The 20303-nt window shown below is 35.9% G+C and carries 15 protein-coding genes; 2 read left to right on the forward strand and 13 right to left on the reverse strand.

What is annotated here, in order from left to right:
• Positions 1–69 precede the first annotated feature (69 nt).
• Positions 70–447, forward strand: a complete 378-nt coding sequence (locus tag ABDJ41_RS05745) for a DUF6799 domain-containing protein (protein ID WP_349784858.1) — start codon at positions 70–72, stop codon at positions 445–447.
• 70 nt (positions 448–517) lie between these two features.
• Here the strand turns inward: ABDJ41_RS05745 and ABDJ41_RS05750 are convergent, their stop codons facing one another.
• The gene (locus ABDJ41_RS05750) at positions 518–1531 is read right to left on the reverse strand and encodes a hypothetical protein (RefSeq protein WP_349784860.1); all 1014 of its coding nucleotides are present in this window, start codon (positions 1529–1531) and stop codon (positions 518–520) included.
• Positions 1532–1572: 41 nt separating this feature from the next.
• On the reverse strand, positions 1573–2067 hold the full coding sequence (locus ABDJ41_RS05755; protein WP_349784861.1) for an SRPBCC family protein: 495 nt from the start codon (positions 2065–2067) through the stop codon (positions 1573–1575).
• A 194-nt stretch (positions 2068–2261) separates the two neighbouring features.
• On the opposite strand from ABDJ41_RS05755, the gene ABDJ41_RS05760 reads away from it, so the two are divergent.
• Positions 2262–2960, forward strand: coding sequence for a class I SAM-dependent methyltransferase (locus tag ABDJ41_RS05760; RefSeq protein WP_349784862.1), 699 nt, complete (start codon positions 2262–2264; stop codon positions 2958–2960).
• Between the two features lie 220 nt (positions 2961–3180).
• Here the strand turns inward: ABDJ41_RS05760 and ABDJ41_RS05765 are convergent, their stop codons facing one another.
• The 11 genes from ABDJ41_RS05765 to ABDJ41_RS05815 all read right to left on the reverse strand — a co-directional run bounded on the left by ABDJ41_RS05765 (position 3181) and on the right by ABDJ41_RS05815 (position 20190).
• Positions 3181–3771, reverse strand: a complete 591-nt coding sequence (locus ABDJ41_RS05765; RefSeq protein WP_349784863.1) for a dihydrofolate reductase family protein — start codon at positions 3769–3771, stop codon at positions 3181–3183.
• A gap of 105 nt (positions 3772–3876) precedes the next feature.
• Entirely contained in the window at positions 3877–4734 is an 858-nt protein-coding gene (locus tag ABDJ41_RS05770) for an alpha/beta hydrolase (protein ID WP_349784864.1), read from the reverse strand.
• A 7-nt stretch (positions 4735–4741) separates the two neighbouring features.
• On the reverse strand, positions 4742–7630 hold the full coding sequence (locus tag ABDJ41_RS05775) for a polysaccharide lyase family 8 super-sandwich domain-containing protein (protein WP_349784865.1): 2889 nt from the start codon (positions 7628–7630) through the stop codon (positions 4742–4744).
• Positions 7631–7811: 181 nt separating this feature from the next.
• Positions 7812–9263 (reverse strand): sialate O-acetylesterase, encoded by a 1452-nt coding sequence (locus ABDJ41_RS05780; protein WP_349784867.1) that lies wholly within the window; start codon positions 9261–9263, stop codon positions 7812–7814.
• A gap of 41 nt (positions 9264–9304) precedes the next feature.
• On the reverse strand, positions 9305–10201 hold the full coding sequence (locus tag ABDJ41_RS05785; protein WP_349784868.1) for a PorP/SprF family type IX secretion system membrane protein: 897 nt from the start codon (positions 10199–10201) through the stop codon (positions 9305–9307).
• A 27-nt stretch (positions 10202–10228) separates the two neighbouring features.
• Positions 10229–12073, reverse strand: coding sequence for an InlB B-repeat-containing protein (locus ABDJ41_RS05790; RefSeq protein WP_349784869.1), 1845 nt, complete (start codon positions 12071–12073; stop codon positions 10229–10231).
• A 20-nt stretch (positions 12074–12093) separates the two neighbouring features.
• Complete coding sequence (locus tag ABDJ41_RS05795; protein WP_349784870.1) at positions 12094–13032, reverse strand: DUF5017 domain-containing protein; 939 nt, start codon at positions 13030–13032, stop codon at positions 12094–12096.
• A gap of 13 nt (positions 13033–13045) precedes the next feature.
• Positions 13046–14869 (reverse strand): RagB/SusD family nutrient uptake outer membrane protein, encoded by a 1824-nt coding sequence (locus ABDJ41_RS05800; RefSeq protein ID WP_349784871.1) that lies wholly within the window; start codon positions 14867–14869, stop codon positions 13046–13048.
• Between the two features lie 12 nt (positions 14870–14881).
• Positions 14882–18022, reverse strand: coding sequence for a SusC/RagA family TonB-linked outer membrane protein (locus ABDJ41_RS05805; RefSeq protein ID WP_349784872.1), 3141 nt, complete (start codon positions 18020–18022; stop codon positions 14882–14884).
• Between the two features lie 28 nt (positions 18023–18050).
• On the reverse strand, positions 18051–18704 hold the full coding sequence (locus ABDJ41_RS05810; protein WP_349784873.1) for a hypothetical protein: 654 nt from the start codon (positions 18702–18704) through the stop codon (positions 18051–18053).
• Positions 18705–18891: 187 nt separating this feature from the next.
• Entirely contained in the window at positions 18892–20190 is a 1299-nt protein-coding gene (locus ABDJ41_RS05815) for a sialidase family protein (protein ID WP_349784875.1), read from the reverse strand.
• Positions 20191–20303: the final 113 nt, after the last annotated feature.

A 20303-nucleotide genomic window follows, 5' to 3' on the forward strand; every position in this document is an offset into this window, starting at 1 on the left:
ACAATCATAATTCACTGTTATTCAGCAACTACGTTTTCATAACATCTGTTTACTATAAAACTAAAAAAAATGAAAAAGTTAATTATTGCATTTGCTGTTGTGGTATTCTCAATGGTAAGCACAGTAAAAGCACAGACAACAGAAAAAACATCTAAAGAACAAACTGCGAAACATCACAAATCCTCATTACATTGCTACATGATGAAGGATGGTGCAATGATGGAATGCTGGGGCAAAACCGGAAAAGCTATGACGAAAGATGCAACCTTAAAAAATGGCACTACAGTTAGTATGGCAGGAGAAATAACAACTAAAGACGGCAAAAAAGATGCACTGAAAGATAACCAGTGTATCATTGCAAAAAATGGTGAAATAATGGATTTTGCAGCAGCACATCCTAAAAGCAAAATGCATAAGGATGAAAAAATGATGGATAAAACATTGTAATGTAGCATTTTTTAATCTGACAGTTGGTAGAGTAAGTGCCAACTGTCAGATAGAATTTCCAGATATGCTTCTAATTAAAAGTAAAGCCTCTGGCTTTTAATATACCTTCCTTCTTGATCGAAAGAAGAGCTTCAACATACGCCCCTCTTAAAGGAAGAGCTTTATTATTATTAATCTTAAAATAAGGCTCTGAATAATATTGCTTTATGTAATTAGGATGTTTATCTGTGATATCAAACGTAAGTTCATCTTTAAACTTTAGAGGGATTGCATCTACAATTTTAGGTTGGCGTTCATCAAACTGATATGGATCTCCTGGACGAGCCCACCTCCCTTCTACAGTTTGATAAACGTCGAAAAATTGATATTTCTCATGATAAAGCTTACCACAGTGCTCACTTACAAATAACATAACATATCTATAATTAGAGAACTTTGGAATTCCGGAATGATCAAAAACAGTAAAATTTACTGTGTCTTGTTTAAGATCTCCATATATATTTTCTACTCTTTTATATTTTGCTAGAAACCTACTATCAAGAATACTAACATTATCACAATAGTAATCACCTAATATCTTTAAATCGATCTTTTCCCCTATAAAAACATACAACTTAGGATTATTTTCCTCACACCGAACTAATTTCTCACAAACTTCAGGTTCGAGTTTAACATTTATATGCTTCATTTTTATTAAATCTGAAACAGCATGTTTTTGTGTGATAAACCTAAATGAACTAAAAAATAAAGTGTCAGTTAACCTGGCTCTGATTTTAAATCGGCCATCTTTATCCGGCACTACCACATAATTATTATTCTTATAAAGCTTATCTATTTCTATGGATTCTTCCTCGTTAATTTGTAGCGCTTTAGCAAGGTCTGGTTCTTTTCCGTTAAGTACTTTTAAGAAAAGACGATTGTTCGCTTTCTGAAACCTGGAAACTGTATCATTTAAAATCACTCTAAACGGAAAATCCTTTCTTGCGATAGAACTAGTATCTTTTGCTATCCCTTCTACCAATACAGTTTGTGAAAATACTTTGGTACTAAAAAATAATGCAAGAAGCGCTAAAATTGCTTTCATATTATTACTAATCTACTATGCTAAATAGATTTCACTAATATTTAATTGTTAATCATTGGTTGCAAACGTTCATCTTTATTTCTAAGATCAAGTCCACCTTCATAAACAGACTTTAGGTTAACCAAGTAAAATGCCCATCCACTAGCACAACCAAGCCTAATGAACTGTTTTGCATGGTCATTTTGAGGTATATTGTAATGCTTTAGGCTTACGATAGTATGATCAGCTTTCTCAGTTAAAGTCACATCAACAAGACATTCACCCTCAAAGCTGAACTGCAAAAAGTCTTTTCCATTTGCTTTTTTTATCACACCAGGCATTGAGTCCTCATATAAGTACCAAAACCAATTATAAGTACTTCCAGCCGTAACGTTAGTCTCAGAATCAATGACCACCCCAGCTTCATTAGTAAAAATCACTTGCTTGAGAAACCATTTCTCCAATTCCCCAGCCTTAGTCCAGGCATTATAAATATCTGTTAAAGAAGCCTTAACCGCAATAGTTTTGGTAAAGGAAGTCCAATCAAAATCTTTCATAAGTGAGCAATAATATTTTGTAAAACAATGTAAAATATCCTTAAGCCTATTTCAATATCATTCGGCTATAATAGGAATCTAAAATATATAAAATCCAGTCTTGTTTGCCCCGAAAGAAGGAACAAAAACTATAAGTTACTGATTTACAATATTATTTATTATCTTTAAACAACTAGAATAATAAATCCTCCCTTTTGAAAATTCATTTTTTAATTAAAGTTAAATACATGCTCAAAATAAAATCTTATTTTCAAAGACCTGAAAAGGGTTATGACCCAGTGCCCTTAGCATATGCTCAGAAATATACTGATTTCGAGTTTAAAAAAGTTGATAGTGAATTGGTAAATAAAATTGGAGCTTTCTCTAATGGATTTGCAAATAAAACATTACTTGATCTTGGAGCTGGGCCAGGTCAGTATAGTATTGAATTTGCTAAACAAGGGGCTCTTGTAACCTGGCACGATATCAGTAAAAACTATTTAGAAATAGCCAGTCAAAAATCAAGGGGTGAAAAAATGAATATCAAATTTTCATTAGGCTACTTAGAGAGTGCTCAGGGCAAATTTGACATTCTGTTTAATAGAATCTGCTGGTATTATTGCATCAATGATTACAAGTTCGCTGGTTTAATATATTCATTGGTTAATTCGGGAGGATATGGCTATATAATCGTTAATAACGAGAATTGGTTATTTAACAAGTTAAAAACAGAAAAATGGATAAAAAGAGTCTATTTAAGCATCAATTTCTGGCTTAATGATTTTTTTGATATTAAATTTATCCATATTCATCCATCACATAAAAAATTAAAAAAAGTCTTTTCACAATTCCACTTTACTTACATTAATATAGAAAAGGAAAAGTTAAATACAGTAATATCCTTCAAGAAATAGTACTTCAAGTATCACCCCAACTGAATGCCTTATAAACCTCGCTTCAATAAACCTAATACCTGGTCGTCACTAAAATCTCCAAAATGTTGATAAGACTGTTTGTCGAGAATTTCTACTTTAAATTCCTTATGATAATCAAACTGCGTCCCCCTTGCGTTCAAATCGAGGTTTCCAACTCGGAGTTTAATATTAAATTATTTTATGGACCTACGTCTTTTACTTATGCGACAGTACCTGTCTTAACTTCTCCAGCCCTTTTATAATTGACCATTATCACTCCACTTGGACTAGTAAAACTCTCTACTACTGTAAATGCCGCCGGAATTGCATCATTGTTAAACAACTTTTTTCCCTTTCCAAGAAGAATAGGGTGAATATTGAGCCAAAATTCATCTACCAGATCATGCTTTAAAAGCAACTGAACCAATTCGCTACTACCCCAGACTTTGATGTCAGTTCCTTCGGAATCCTTAAGCTCTTTTATATCTGCTATACTTGTAAGGAACACGCTATTTTCCCAATCTGACTTATTCATAGTGTTGGATATAACATATTTTGTAACCTCATTTACCCCCGGCCAATAATCTGCATGCTTAGGCCAGTAGTCCGCAAAGATTTCAAATGTTTTTCTGCCAAGAAGTAAATCGGCAGGTTCCATCTGTTTTTGCATGAGCTTACCAGAAACTTCATCAGCATAAGGTGCAGTCCAACCGCCATAATTGAAACCGCCAGATGTATCTTCATCCGGACCACCGGGAGCCTGCATCACTCCATCTAAAGTGATAAATGATAGAACAGTTATCTTTCTCATATTATTGGTGTTTTATTAAGATATAAATTTCACCAATAAATATGTTATTATTGATGTGCGAATACGACAATCACAGTGGGTAATCGCGACATTTGAACGAGTAAACTAAAGATTTCTTTTCAAAAAAGCATCAATTTCGCCAGTTTTCTCATCCGTAATAAAGCCATATATGGCATGTCCTTTTCCTTCGTATATATTGGTGATAACTTGATTGCCCTTTTCTTTCATTTTTCTTTCTAAATCATAAGCATAATCAACATGGATCAGTTTATCCTGATCGCCATGAAAAGTTAGTAAAGGTGCTGCTCCCTTTTTTATAAGATTTGAATCTTCTAAACCTCCCCATAGATTAACTACAGCTTTTATAGGTAATACTTTCTGATTGGAAGCATAAGCTGTATATAACGCTGTCATCGCTCCGGCAGACCCTCCAGAAATAGCTATTGAACGTGTATCCAGTCCATATCCTTTTCCATTATCCTTAATCCATTTAAGTGCTAACTGAGTATCATCTGAAGCATTTTTAATTGCCTCTCCCAGTTTAGGATGAAATCCCTTTACAGGTAGTCCTTTTGACATATTTCCGGAACAGCTTGCACCTGAAACCTTTTCATGCTTTAAGGTGAGGTAATAGTTTATTGAAATTACTGCATACCCATATGAAGCTATTTTTGAACACAATGCTTTGGTGCCTGATTTATCACCACCACTAAAACCTCCTCCATGAACAAATACAAATACTGGTAACTTCTCCTTTTTAGCTAATGGCAGATATAAGTCTAAAACCCTGTCTGAAGTAGAATCTTGTTTAATATTGGTTCTCTGGTCTCCATATCTGATATTTCTAAGAACTTTCATGTCTGAAGAAGAAGTGCCGTTAGTCTGAGCAAACCCAGTACTTAATTTAACACCAAGGCCAATAAAAAGTATAAGGCCGGCTAATTTAATCTGATAGTGTTTCATATTTTTATTAGTTATCTTTTTTAAGGACTAAATTATTGGAAAACCCATGAATAAGACTGAAAGTAATATTCAACCCCTCCTTATTGCTATGAATTTCCGCGTTATTTTTATTTTCTAATACTTTCCATCTGCCTTTTAATTGCAAACTTATTTTACTTATTGTTGATTTCCAGTAAGATTGCTGATCAGCAACTGCATTTAAATCAGGACTTGCTATACTCAAACTAACGGTGCCTGAAACATCTTTTATTCCTAATAAACAAGGTTTTGAAATACTTTGAACATATCCTGTTTTCACGTTTTTCATAGGCTCAAAAAACACATAAGAAGTTAAACTTTCAGGAATGTACTTAACAATGTGAATAGAATCTGTTTGTTCTAACACCGTATAAATTTCGTTCCTTTCTATTTTAGAACTGATTGATTTCATCTCGTCTGAACTTGTCTGAGGCACAACAACAAAATGATATTTAACGTTCACTGGCTCCTTTCCATGATTGATCCATGCTTTACTTGTCAATGCTTTATTTTTCTTCTTCCCGTCATGAGAACTATAATCAGGAGTTTCTTGTTCACCTGTTAATATTTCCACTTTATCATTTCCTTTAGGAATATAATAACCTGTTTTTACTCCATTAATTAACCATAATCCATTTTGCTCAACAGCTATGGAATAATGATTGTTCCCTTCAGAAATTGTGTTAGCTGATACTGCTTTATCTGATATAACAACTTCAGGGGTATGTTCTACGAAGACACTTTGAAACAAATTCGTAGCTACATTGCCAACATCAGTCTTTGCATTTATATGGCTTCCAAGGCACACTAAAATATTATTAAATGCAAAGACTGATTTACGAAACACCAGGTTATCTGGTGTATACTTACCTCTGGCATCTTGTTGAAAGTCCATTCCAAAAATTCCATTCTTTCCTAATGACAATGAGCCAGCAAAGTTTTTCTTTTGAAATTCAGTTGCAGTCAGCGACCTGGTTGTGAGCTTATTCCATGGCAAATGTATTGTTGTAGTTCCAGGAATAACGTTCCAATCCCAACCTTTACCTTTGGCAAGATATCCGGTTGAATTTACATCTCCATTATATAATACCTCCAGACTGCCATAGCTTTGATAGCGACCATATCTGTTCTGTTTATCATAAATTTCAGCTCCAAACATTCTACTTGTAAACCCACGCATTGCAGCGATCCAGTTATCCTTACGTAAAATGCCTAACTGGGCATAATTTAACTGATAAAAGCCATCCAGATCTTCCTTTTTTACAGGGTACTTATTCTCTTTATAGAGATAATTATAAAATGCTTTCATATCATTACTTTTGATATTTAAGTCATCTCCTATTTCTATTAATTTAGCAACACTTTCTTTCTTCACAGTAGAGGATGAAGAGAACGGATTTCTCCCGGTTAAGGAATGGGGGAAAAACTTTCCGTCAGAAGTTTCCGATAACAAAGTTTTTATAGCATAACTCATATTTTCATAAGCTGCCTTACTTACTCTGAATGATGTTCCTTTTAATGAATAGGCTCGATTAATCCAGGTAGAAAATGCGACCATATAATTCATGTGAGCTGAATGATGATGAAAGCCTGCTCCATCGGGTTTAATCCCATCATTTCCTCCCTGAGATATCGCTATACAACGTTCCATAAATTTGCTTAGGTATCTCAGATCTCTAACAACATCTTCCTTTACAGGATTTGCAAGAGCAAGCTTAAAAAGAGTTTCGAGCTTCAGATGGATAAAATCGGTATTTACACCCGGTAAAAGATTTTCATTATATATTTGGTTGTATTCATGCGACCATTTTAACATCGCTAGCACCTTGGCTCTCATTTCAGAAGGATATGCATCCAAAGCATCCAGAAAACCTAAAGGAAACTTCCTGGCATTTTCATAAGAATTTGTAGGTAATACATTCCTCCCTCCTTCTGCTAATCCCTGATCCAATAAATATTCCGTAAAAAGTACCAATGCATCACGCGATTCTTTATTTTTATCCATTAGATATGATCGACCTAAAACTCCACAATACCCGGAAATCTTAACCAGAGTATCACTTTTAGAAATAGCTAGTATTCCCTTTCCTTTAATGGAATGATCATCATTTCTTTTTAGGTTAGCATGCCTGATATACTCCATTGAAGCTGCTAGTTCCGTTTTATCAATCGTTTTATTTAGACTTGCATATTTTTTACGGAGTTCTTCAATATCTTTAAATTCATTTTCAGATACTTGAATAACTTTACCTGAAGGCTTGTTTAACCAACTCTCTAATGGATTCCCACCTGCTAAACCTATCTTCTTAAATTGAACACTGTCAATTTGTGTATGAGGTGCAGTTTGTCTTCGCAGATCCTTATTTCCTGTAAATCTTACAGCATCAAAATAAATCGTATTACTCTTACTTCCTTTCCCCGACTTATAAATTATACGACACTCATTTAATTCAAATGGTTCACTATCCGATCCTTTATTATAATCAAAGCCAAAACTTCGATGATATTCCCTCCACCCGCTATAATTTAACATCATTCTACCTGATCTTTGTACTTTACCTTTAGGATCAAGAAACTGGAAAATAAGCGTGTCTGAACTTGCATACTTACTGTATACAAATATTTCTGAGGCTAAAGGTCCTATTGTTTCCTCTTTTGGAATGCTTAATGAAGATATGGTGATAACATCTTTATCCTTTGGCTCCCATTTCAGGGACTGATTGCCATCTTTATAGTGCTCAGAACTTAATGATAATGGAATTTTAGAGGTGGTACTCCATTTTTCAGGTAATCCCTTATTGAAATTTTCGTATTTGTATTGAGCATATGAGGAAATACCATAACCAATACTGAACAAAAGGATAGCAATGGATTTCATTATAAATAGTATTTAGCTTTCGGTTACGTACACGAAAATATAAATATTTCTTATACTTTAATGTAGTTTATAAAGAAAAACTATTTAATCACAATGAGGTTATGTACTGAATATTAGAAAATTGTACTGCCATCTCTATATTAAAGATGGCAGTACATAGTAAGAGTGATATTTTACTGCCTTATTTTATTTCCCAGCTATCTGTTCTGAATGATGATGCTGGCAAATCATATTTATTAAAAAGATCACCTACAGTCCATGCTTTAAATGCATAGCGAGCTGCTACAGGTTTATTTACTTCAGTAGCCGACACCACTATACCGTCTTTGGTAATTGAAGCTTTTGCAGGATAGAATATTTTATCACTTCCTGCTATTTCAAAGTTAGTACTCTCATTTCCACTGAATTTTAACCCCTCTGCAGCGGTAAATTTCAATAGAATTTTACCATCTTGCACTTGCATACTTTTGTAAGTCGGACCAGCCCAGTTTACTTTTTTATCTCCATAAGTTTTCGCCAATGCCAAATATGACAAACGCTTAGCTACATTCTCTTTATCAGGTGGGTGAATAGTGTTCTCAGCACCAATATCTGTAATAACTGCCATTCCAGAATTGGCTATACGGTTTAACGACTGTAACTGAACCTCTCTAAGTACTGGTACTTTTGGTTCTAAAGCCTTTAAAGCTGGCGACAATGGAGTTGAATTAGATATGTATGGTGCAATTTGTGTATAATAGAAAGCAAAATCACCAGCTTTCCAGTCAGAACGCCATTGTTTCACCATTGCAGGAAATAACTTAGCATACAAGTCAGGCTTGTTCCTGTTTGATTCTCCCTGGTACCAGATTACTCCTTTTATACCATATCCCTGGATAGGCTTGATCATCGCATTATACAAACCCGATGGTGTATTTTTGTTTTTATTTACAGCATCTTCCTCTGCTGGGACTTTTATTTCATCAGAGAATTTACTTAAACTTTCATTACTCATCCAGGCTTCAACAACTGTCCCGCCCCAATCTGCCTGAATAATGCCAATCGGGACATTCAGTTTTTCATTTAAAATCTTAGCATAAAAGTAAGCCACGGCACTAAAGTCTCTTGCAGAAATAGGTGTAGTATTTACCCATGCACCCTCACAATTCTCCAAAGGCTTTTTCCAGCTTACATTCTTAACCTGAAAAAATCTGATCTGTGGATTCTTTGCCGCAGAAATTACCTGATCTGAATTTAGCACAGGTTGGTTTTTAAAGCCTTTTAAAGGCATTTCCATATTGGATTGTCCTGATGCAAGCCAAACTTCACCAATAAGTATATTGTTTAATTTATAGGTATCTCCGTCATTAAAAGCAATTTCATATGGCCCTCCTGCCTTGGGTGTTTTAACCTTAGCACTCCACTTTCCATCAGCTGACACTGAGATCTGATATACTTTTTTATCCCATGATGTAGTGATACTCATTTTTTTTCCAGGTGTAGCTTTACCCCATAGTGCGGCATTACTGTTTTGTTGCAATACCATTCCATTACTAATTACAGCCGGCAACTCTACTTTTGCCATAGCTGACTCTGATGTTAAGAATATAAGCAGACAGAAACAGGCTGCTATATTTTTTACTGATCTAATCATTTGATTTATTTATCTGGTTAAAATTTTAATTTAGTAATTTCTTATAACAAACCTAATGCACCTTTGCCGAAACGATAATTTAAGCCAATCTCATGTGTATTATTTCCGATGATACGACTCAAAGGATTGTTACTCGTATTGAACTGATAGCTATAGCCAAAGCCTAATCTTTTCACATTAAAATAAGCCATACCTGCTACCTCGCCATAATTACGCACATTTAAACCTAATCCTATAGCTTTATCCATAAAAATCATAGCAGATAAATCTGCCTGTAACTTTAGCCCTGATGACCAGCTGAGTAAACCTGCAGGCTTAAGATCAAACTTATCATCTAATTTAATCACACCTCCCAGGGTAAAATGATATTGATTAAGTTGACTGTAGTTTTCTTCACTGTCAGACAATCCCAGCTTTGAAAAAGCCAGCCTTGGTATAGAAATACCTGCATAATACTTATCAGGGCGATAAAACATCAACCCTACAGACAAAAGTCCGTTTGTTTCTCTGATATCATCCTTAAAAGCAGGATCTGTATTGCTTAAACCAGAATAATTGCCTCTATAATTGCTTATTCCAACACCAATAGACAAGGCAAGATGTTGGTTCTCTGTAAGGCGAACAGATTTACCTCCGAAGGCCACAACTTCTGTTAAGCGTTCTACAGACAGACTCTCGTGCCTGACACTTAATCCTCCGTTTAAATCTGCTTTCCATAAGGGCATATTTGCCGACAAAAAATAACTCTTCGGTGCCCCCTCCAGACCCGACCATTGTTGTCGCCCGATCAGATTTAAAGCACCTTCCGCATTTAAAAAGCTACCTGCATTGTTCAAGGGTACAATATTACGCCCATAATGACTGTAGGTACTGCCCTGTCCAAAACTATTTAAGCTAAAAAACAGTGTTACTACGATATATATGTATCTTAAATTCATTCTCTTTAGTTTTATTTTCAGAAATCGTTAATACCTAATAACCAGGTAGCCTTTCTTTTGAATCCACTGCCCACCAGTTTTTACTTCTACAGAATAATAATAGGTACCTGCACTGAGTTTATCACCGTTGCTATTACGGCCATCAAAAACTACTTGCTCATTGTCGTACCCTTTTTTCTTAAATACTTCTGCACCATTTTTATTGACAATTATAACCTGATTATCTGGATAGGTTTTAATCCCATCGATCACAAATAAATCATTGATACCATCGCCATTAGGAGACAATGCAGGATTGAACAAAACTTGCAAACTACTGGCTGTATGAATGGTGATTACTCTAGCTAATGGTTCTGCTGCCTGGTAATTCTCATTTCCTTCTTGTGTTGCTGTAACAGTTATATTTCCTAAAGAATGTACCTGAAGTTTATTGCCATTTATAGTTGCTATATCAGGTCTGTTTGCTGTAAAAACTATAGGCAAACCAGAACTACTGGTTGCTTTTAATTCAACTTCTCCTATGTAACGGCTAAAAGGTCCGACCTGTTTAAAAGTTATGGTCTGAGCTGCTTTTTCAATGTTAAAGCTAACTTCAACAGGCTGAGCCGGAACATAAAAATTATCACCTGGTTGTGTAGCTTTTATGGTAGCCAATCCCGCCCCTATAATGGTAACGGTATTACCTGTTATACTTATATTATTGGTTAACGCTTCGTAACTTACAGGAAGACCTGAACTTGCAACAGCAGTTAAGACAAATGCTGGAGCGCCATAAAGCTGATTAGCAATCTGATCGAAAGTAATGCTTTGTGAAGGGTCATTCCATTTAGCGTATAAACTAAGGTTGCCTTTAATTAAATCATCATCAAAATTCCAGAGATTGGTTAAAGTAGCTTCTTTATACCAGCCCGCAAAGAAAAAACCAGGTCGTACAGGAGCTGTCGGTGCTAAAATATGACTGTCATATGCAGCCTGAAGTGCTGCAACTCCACTGCCACCGTTACTCTGGAAAGTTACCGTATAATTAATTGCGGTCCATTTTGCATAAAGTGTAGTAGCTTTGGTGATTACATCTGTCTCAAAATTCCAGAGATTGGTTAAAGCAGCTTCTTTATACCAACCACCAAATGTGTAACCAGTTCTTGTAGGTGCTGTGGGAGTAGTTACCAGGGACTTGTACACAATGTCAAGATCATCAATTGATGATCCTCCATTACTATTAAACATTACTTTAAATGATGGTAACGTATTAACTACTGATCCTGAAAATGCCAAGGTATTTACACCAGCACTTGATTTACCAAAGCCAAAGTTCGACGTATTGTCTCCAACTGTCGCCCCCCATGCATACATTCTTAAGGTTATGCTAACATTAGATGGCACATATTGTAGTGCTTCTACACCAGATAAATCTATTGATGCTTGTTTATCACCGTTCAAATTAACCATCCCTGACATATCTACATCTCCAGGTCCTAGATCGGTAAATGTTGCCCCATTTAAACTATAAGTCCACCTGTATTGGTTAACAGCTGATGGTAATGCTCTGCGAACTGTAGCGTTTATCGTAGCCAGAGACGCAAAGTAACCATTTTTTGCCTTGATAACGACCTGATAATATGAACCATTTGTAACAGATTCAGACTTTGTTGGCTCTACTTTAAAAATTGATATATAGGAGTTTGTAGAAGAGTTACTATAACTTATTCCCGGGCCTCGACTTAGCACTGCTGATTCTAAATTGGCGTCACTTGTTGTAGCATTATATGCCCCACCCATACCTGCAGCTGTTTGCCAGCCAGCTATAGGGGTCTGACTAAAAGCAGTTATACAAAAAAACAGGAGCAATAATAAAGATGATATTCTTTTCATGTTCTTCGTTTTAAAAATAATTATTGTTCAATTGTTATTTCTAATTCCTTTACCACTTCTTTACGATCGTAGATATTTGAATTAACCGCAACAAACACGACTCTATACTTGCCAGGTTTTTTATATGCATAGGAATAATTAGTTAAAGGAGCGTCTGATACTCCTTTAATCCCTGTAGCTACAGCCGGTCCCAGATTAATCTTCTCCGCTGAATAGATAGGTGCCGAAACTGCCCAGCCTTCTTTAAATGAAGTATTGGCAAAAATGCCATCCCAATAGATATAAGTAGAGGTTACACGTGGATATTGCGTAGGACTACTTTGTATTGAAAAACCTTCTCCTTCTACCATTTTAAAAGCACAGTTTACGAAGTTGTATTTTACACCAGACAAATCCTCTTCATTCTCAACCAAGCCCCTGATTTCAAAACGTTCTACCTGGTAACGCGTGCGACTTGAGTTTTCTCTTGTTGTAAAAAACCAGGCAAAATGGATCGGTTTATCTGCAGCAGGAAAAAGATCGGAAATATCCTGTTCTCCCGAATTTTCGTAAACAGCAGAGGTGCCCAAAGTACTAGCCAAATGAAACCTATCGGAAATATCGATCCAGACAGCCTTACGAATAGAGGCAATATCATAGCTACCATTAAAATCGGTTGAATACTTTAATCTGGCACAATCAGGATTGTTTCCTGCATATTTTGTGCTTCGAAAGGATAATGCTGTTTTTGCAGGAAACACAAGATCTTCATTTAAAAAATCATAGTCAGATGTTCTTTCTCCAGAATAAAAAGAAAGAATATCCGGATCACCCGATAAATTGAATACAACAGTATCTCCAACTTTATAAGTCATTTTTTTTGACGATACCTGAAAATCTGGATTTGATACCTTCTGCTCTTTTTTGCATGCTGAAAATCCAATAATTCCTAAAATTAATATTTGATATATTTTTTTCATAGTCTAATAGATTTTACCACCCTTCATTTTGAACAAGTTTTCTGTTTACCCCAATTTCATAAGATGGAATTGGCCATAATATGTCCCTATTTGCAACATTAGAGTAAATAAACTGAGCTGAGGTAGCAAAGACCGTTGTTCCACTAGGCACTTCCAATAATATTGTTTTCATATTTGCCATCAATAATCCCCATCGTACAAGGTCGTTTTTACGCAAAGCTTCGAAGCTCAATTCGCGTGCTCTTTCGTCTCTTACTGATAGTCTGAAAGCCAGCTGACCATCAAGATCTGCAGGATCAAAATCTCCTTCATTAAAGGTTGAAATTGTTGCCGAAGCTACAGCTCCAGTACCTCCACCTCCAGAAAAACTAATTGTTGGTGCAGCAGAGAAAAATGATCCAGGATCGGTAATGGTTACAGAGGTAACTTTACCAGTTGTCGTTGATATTACAGCTGTAGCTGTAGCTCCAGTTCCACCACCTCCACTAATGTAAACTGTAGGAGCAGAAGTGTAATTGTTACCTCCATTGCTGACAGTAATAGTCCTTACACGTTCGCCATATAGATATTTCCCAAATGCTCTTCTGCGTACACTATTTACTAAATCTTTGATTTCATCATTTGGGCCACTTACCTCATTTACTGCTTCAGCATACATCAACAAAACATCTGAATATCTGAGCAATGGAAAATTCTGTGGTGTACGAGATTGACTCTTAGGTTTAAGTAATTCATATTCTCTTCTAAACTTACCTGCATATCGCTGATAATAGGTTTGAGTTGTCCAATAAACCTTTGTAGCAGGATCTCCACTGTAAGCGAATGGTGCAATTGACCAATCGCGGCGCAGGTCATTAGCAGGATAAAGATTGTACAACCATGCTGTTGGATGGATAACACCAATTGAATAACCGATATTATCGTCAACAGTGTTTGCTATCCCGTTATTTCTTCCTACCATACCTCCCGTTGAATTATAAGCACCCAATCCATTACCCCAGAATTCAACTTCCCAGATACTTTCTTTCATGTCATACAAATCCTGTGCATAATTGATAAAAATCTGAGAGTAGTTTGCATTTAATTCATGTTTACCACTGCTTATTACCTTTCCGGCCCATTTTGCAGCTTCCGCATATTTACTTGCATCATTAATAGGATTGCCTGCCATGTACAAGCAAACTCGGGCCAAAATACCCCATACTGCAGATTTGCTAACCTGGCCAGCCGATTTAACGGCATCTGCATCAGCTACAAGGTCTGCCGCAATTGTCATATCGACAATGACTTGGTCATAAACTTTCTTAGCAGGACTTTTTGCTATTTGTACTGCATCACTATCTCCTGAGATTGTTTGCGTAAGAATCAGAGGAACATCTCCAAATTTGTTAACCAGCATAAAATAATAATATGCTCTTAAAAACAAGGCTTGTCCTTTAATACGGTCTCTTTTAACCTCATCCATTACTGGTCTGTTAATATTGTCCAATACAGCATTTGCATTGTTGATCCCTTCATAAAGAGATTTCCAATACGCCAGGATTTTTACATCTGCAGGTGATGCTGCATAATAAGCAACACTTCCTTTATCTGCACTGTAACTACAGAAGCCTTCATCTGCTTCAAGTCCCATACGTCCAAGCATATTGTTGGCATAAAGACCATCGTCTGCAAGCTTTGCATAAACACCTAACAGAGCTGTCTCTAACTGAAGTTCTGTAGAATAATAGGTTTCTGACCTGATGATGTACTCATCCGGATTAATTTCTAAAATCTTCTGACAAGACGCAACAACCATTGAAGAGGCAAGCAGACAAATAAGTTTTATATGTTTCATCGTTGTTCTAAATTAAAATGTTGCTTTAAGACCAAGAGTAATGGTACGCGCTCTGGCATAGGCGGAGTAATCTAAACCCGGTGTTAGGTTTGAATGGCGGACTGAAACCTCTGGGTCAAGCCCGGAATAGTTCGTCCATGTATATAGATTTTGTCCAGCCATATAAACATTTATTGCATTCATACTTAATTTCTTCATTAAACTTTTAGGAAGGTCATAGCCTAGCTGTACTGTTTTTAATCTTAAATAAGAACCATCTTCTATAGTTCTTGAAGAATATACACCTGATGGTCCCTGACCACCTATTCGAAACTGCGTATTGCTGCGATTCTCCGGTGTCCAACGATCAATATAGGTTGCAAACTGATTCAGATTACTTCTGTTGGTAAAATTACCTTCAAATATAATCCTGTTGGCATTGTATATATCGTTACCATAGTTCCATTGGAAGAAAATATTAAGGTTAAATCCTTTAAAAGTGAAATTGTTGTTAAAACCACCTGTATGAATAGGTAGAGCTCTTCCTATAACCACCCGATCCTGGTCACTTAAAATACCATCACCATTTTGATCAACATATTTGATATCGCCCGGTTTAATAACAGAACGGTCATTACCATTTGTAGGAACCCCATTTTTTAAATAATATGTTCCGTTTGCCTGTTGATCAAAATCTTCAAACTGATAAACGCCATCCCATACATAACCGTAAAAGGCTGCAGCTGGTCCACCGATTTTAGCCAGATAAAGAAATGAATTTGCAAAGTCGCCAGTCCAATTTACGGTCGACTGTATATTCTTCTCCCCATCTGCCAATGCCAACACTTTATTATTGTTAAAGCTGATATTAAAATCACTTTGCCAGCTAAAATTCTTGTTTTTAATGTTTATTGTACTTAGAGATATTTCTAATCCATTGTTACGGACTTTCCCTACATTTTTATAAAGATTGGGACGACCGGAGCTTAATGGTAAGTTGGAATTGAGCAATAAATCGCTAGTAGTTTTAGTATATACATCTACAGTTAAATTAACCTTGTTCTTGAACAGAGAAAGATCATATCCAATATCTGCCTGTGCTGTTTTTTCCCACCTCAGGTCTTTATTTCCCAAATTGTTAATCAATGCCGCATAAGCTGGTGTCTCATTACCAAATGAGTAATAATCGCTCAGATCAATAGAATGATACCTGGCAAAATCACCCACTCTATTGTTTCCTGTAATACCATAACTTACTCTCAACTTAGATTCAGATACAAAGCGCAGGTTCTTCATGAATTTCTCTCTACCCATTTGCCATGCAAAAGCTCCTGAAGGGAAAAATCCCCATCTGTTTTCAGGAAAAAACTTTGAAGATCCATCTGCACGAAAGGATGCAGTTAACAGATATTTAGATTTAAAGTTATAGTTTACTCTTCCTAAATATGACATCAAAGCATTTTTAGATTTATAAGAAATCACAGAAGAAGGTATTCCAAGTTGAAGCGCTACCAAACCGAGTTCTTCATTAGGTATATTGGTCGATTCAAAACCATATGTAGAGGCTGAAGTTCCCTGAACTGTAAAACCCGCAGTGATATCAAATTGGTTGTCTTTATTAATCTTTTTCTTGTATGTCAGTGTATTTTCATTCATCCAATCGTTCAAATCGAGATCGCTAAATGAACCGTTTACTCCTTTTAAGTTACCTGCTGATGGATAGCCTCTAAATGTTTTAGAGTTATTGAAACTTTCATTACGGGTAAGCCTGTTATTTATACCTGCCCTTACGTTAAACTTCAGATTATTGCTGATATCATAATTGATATTTGCATTTGCCGAAAAATTGGTTCTTTGTTGCTGTCTAAGCTCATTTTTTGTTCCGATTATAGGATTCATAATCCGGTTACTATCATCATCCGAATCAAATAAGTCCTCGAACACATCTAATTCATCTCCAACCGCTACAGGTCTGTATCCCCATGTTCTATACATTAAATAAGTAGAGTAAGCTCTGGTACCAGCTGCCTGTGAAGAGGTTAAGGCTCCATAATTTTTATCTTTTGTATAATTAATATTAAGCCCAATCTTTAATTTTTTAGTTACTGTTTGATCTATTACCACTCTACCCTGATGTCTGCTGTAACCTGAATTTATAATTACCCCATCCTGTCCCAATAATGATCCTGAAATGGAATACTTAGTTTGCGCATTCCCACCACGTATGGATAAATTGTGATTATGCATCAATGCAGACCTGAAAAGCATATCTGTCCAGTCAATATTTTCTGCATTTTTATAATCTTCTAATGTATATCCGGGTCTTGTAAGGTAAGTCTGTACCATCTTATCAGGATCACGTTCTGTCTGATATTTAACAAACTCATAAGGATTCATCAACTCGATACTTTTTGTAACCTGTTGTAGCCCTGCATAGCCGTTATATGCCAGAACGGGTCTGCCAGCTTTACCTTTTTTGGTTTCAATAATAATGACACCATTGGCTCCTCTTGACCCATAAATAGCAGTGGCCGAAGCATCCTTCAATACAGAGATAGATTCTATATCATCTGTGTTTAGTGCTGCATTTGAAAAGTCTTCTATCGGAAAACCGTCAATTACATATAAAGGGGAATTGCTTTGGGTAAGTGAATTCCCTCCGCGGATAACAATATTAATTTCAGAACCAGGCTGTCCTTCATTGGAATTAACCTGGACTCCGGCGATACGACCTGCTAGAGCCTGATCAAAAGAACTCACTGGAGCTTTTGCCAAGTCTTCCATCTTAACTTCAGCAACAGCACCAGTAATATCTTTACGCTTAACAGTTCCATAACCAATTACTACAACTTCGTCTAATGCTGTCTGACTTGGTTTAAGCTTAATGTTTTCTTTGATATTACTGACCAATACCTGCTGTTTTACATATCCGATATAATTAAATATCAATGTTTCATTCTGACCGGCCCTGATGCTAAACTTACCATCTTTATCGGTTACTGCAGATCTTTTCAAATCCTCTTTTACCTGAATATGAACACCAATTAAGGTTTCATTATTCTCATCGATAACAGTACCTCTAACTAACTCTCGGTCGGTTTGCTGGGCATAGAGTTGACAGAAAGGCGTAGCACATAGCAGCAGCAACACAAAAATTGTGTATATCTGTTTCATTCTTATTTAGTTAATTTTCTTAGCTTAATTATTTAGCGGGAATTACTTTTCCGTCGACTGCAATTACATTGCTGCCAGCGGCATTGGATTTACCAAAACCAAACGCTATAGCAGATCCTGTATTGCTTGTACCACCCCAGGCATATAGTCTAAATGAAATTGTCACCTCTGATGGTACGTTCTGTAGATCTTTATAACCTGAAAGGCTGACGGTTGGTTGTTTAGCTCCATTATTATGAAGGTTACTGATCGTTACATCATTTGTACCAAGTGATTTGAAATTCTTTCCATCAAGACTATAAGTCCAACGATAAATATGTGCAGATTCCGGTTGTCTTCTTAAAACAGCATTTAAACTAGATAAGGAAACTTTATGTCCAGCTTTTGCTTTTATTTTAAATTCATAAAAAGCACCTGAAGCTTTAGCTTCATCCATATTTGCATTTGCAGGGAAATTTCCGCTAAACCCTCGGCCATTACCCTGTTTTGCAATAGCACTTGGACCGCGAGTCAAAAGAACTGGCTCAATATTTTCATCATTAGTCGTTGCCTTAGCTGTTCTTTCTCTTCCTGTTGAAGGTTCAGGAGTAGCAAACTGCCATGCAACAATTTGTGCAAAACTAAGTGTTGAAACAAACATAAATAATGAAAAAGTCAGGGCACGTAAGTAAATTAATCTCATAATTATTGTGTTTAATTTGTAAATGATTTATAATGTGATCTTTGTATTTAATCAATCATATTTAAAAATGAAATTAAATTACAATTTTAAATAAAATATTACCAATATGATTATAATCAAGCAAAAATAAGTATCAAAACTAACCAATACTACAATCTGATATTAACTAATTGTTAATTATCGTAGACTATCTTGCTATATCATGAAAATCTGCCAGGTCTGGTGGAGAGTCCCCCATAACTATAGTCCTGAATCCTTTAAATCTGTGAAATGTAATGTAATTAGAATCGTGATAGTTAACTGAATTCCAAGCAGTTCTTGATACGGCAATGATATCGTCTCCATCAAAAACCCAGTCTAAATACTGAAAAGCAAATTTATCCTCCATTGTGATGGTTTTACCTTCATTCCAGCGCAATAGTTTTGCATGCTCTGTCCAGTTTACTAAATCAGGAGAAGAGGTAAGCATTACAACATTACGTTGGTGATGAGGACTGACCTTGAAATCAGATCCAGGCTTGTTTGAAGTGATCTTGTTCACCAGACTCCAATACCTCTTTGATACGGGATCATATCTTACACTAAATTTGGTTTCTGCACCAGGGAAGCGCACTAAGCCCTTTTCAGGATTAAATGATACAGTTTTGCCATTATCCGACACATCGATCTTTCCAGCAATTTCATATCGTGTCATCCCTTCCACAGCACCTTTAAGTTTATAAGTATCTTTAGGTTTTTGCCTGGACTCCAATCTTATTAAATTTACCATATTACCATCTGGTCCCGGCACCATATTTCCTTCTCTCCATCTCGGAGCTCTTGCATTGATTAAATTTACATCGAACTCTAAACCATTGCTTTTCACCCAGTTTTTTGCATCTAAAAGATCTGAATTCTCTGGGGCAGACAATACAAAAGCCTGAAAATGACGCGGATTATTAGGGTCAGGATCTTCTTCATATGCCCTCCAAACTCTTCCTTTATGAGCTACAAAAGTCGTTGGAGCAGTATGATATCGGCCTTCAAACAACAAACCTTTTTTTGAACTAACCGGTTTTGTCCAGTTTAAGCCATTATCGGAAGATTTACAAATCACAATATCTCCGATTGATTGTGATGTCCCCATCAGGTAAAGATCTTTATTCAAAACCAAAAAGGAAGCCCAATATAATCCTTCTATTTCTGCCTGCTTTTCCCATGTAATCCCTTTATCTTTTGATCGGTAAACTGTAGTTATCTTAGGTTTTCCTTTAAATGCAACACCATACTGGTCATGAGATACCACATAACTACCATCTTTAAGAATAGCAATAGCTGGTGAAGCAACAAAACTGCGATTAACAATAGGTGCTTTCCCTACAACTACACCCGGAACATCTTGTGCAAATGAATTACTATACGTACAAAATATAAAACCAATAAGAATAAAGTATCTTCTAAAAATACAAGAGGCTACCAACTTTAAATGTTCATTCGTAAAAATCATGGATGGTTTGTTTGGTTAATATTTTAAAACTACATAAGATTTAAAAGCTTCATATTACATGTATTATCAGATATATGTACTTTATTACCATAAAGAAACCACTCATTATAAAA

Origin of the sequence: Pedobacter sp. ASV1-7 (genome assembly GCF_040203335.1) — a bacterium.
Classification (GTDB): domain Bacteria; phylum Bacteroidota; class Bacteroidia; order Sphingobacteriales; family Sphingobacteriaceae; genus Pedobacter.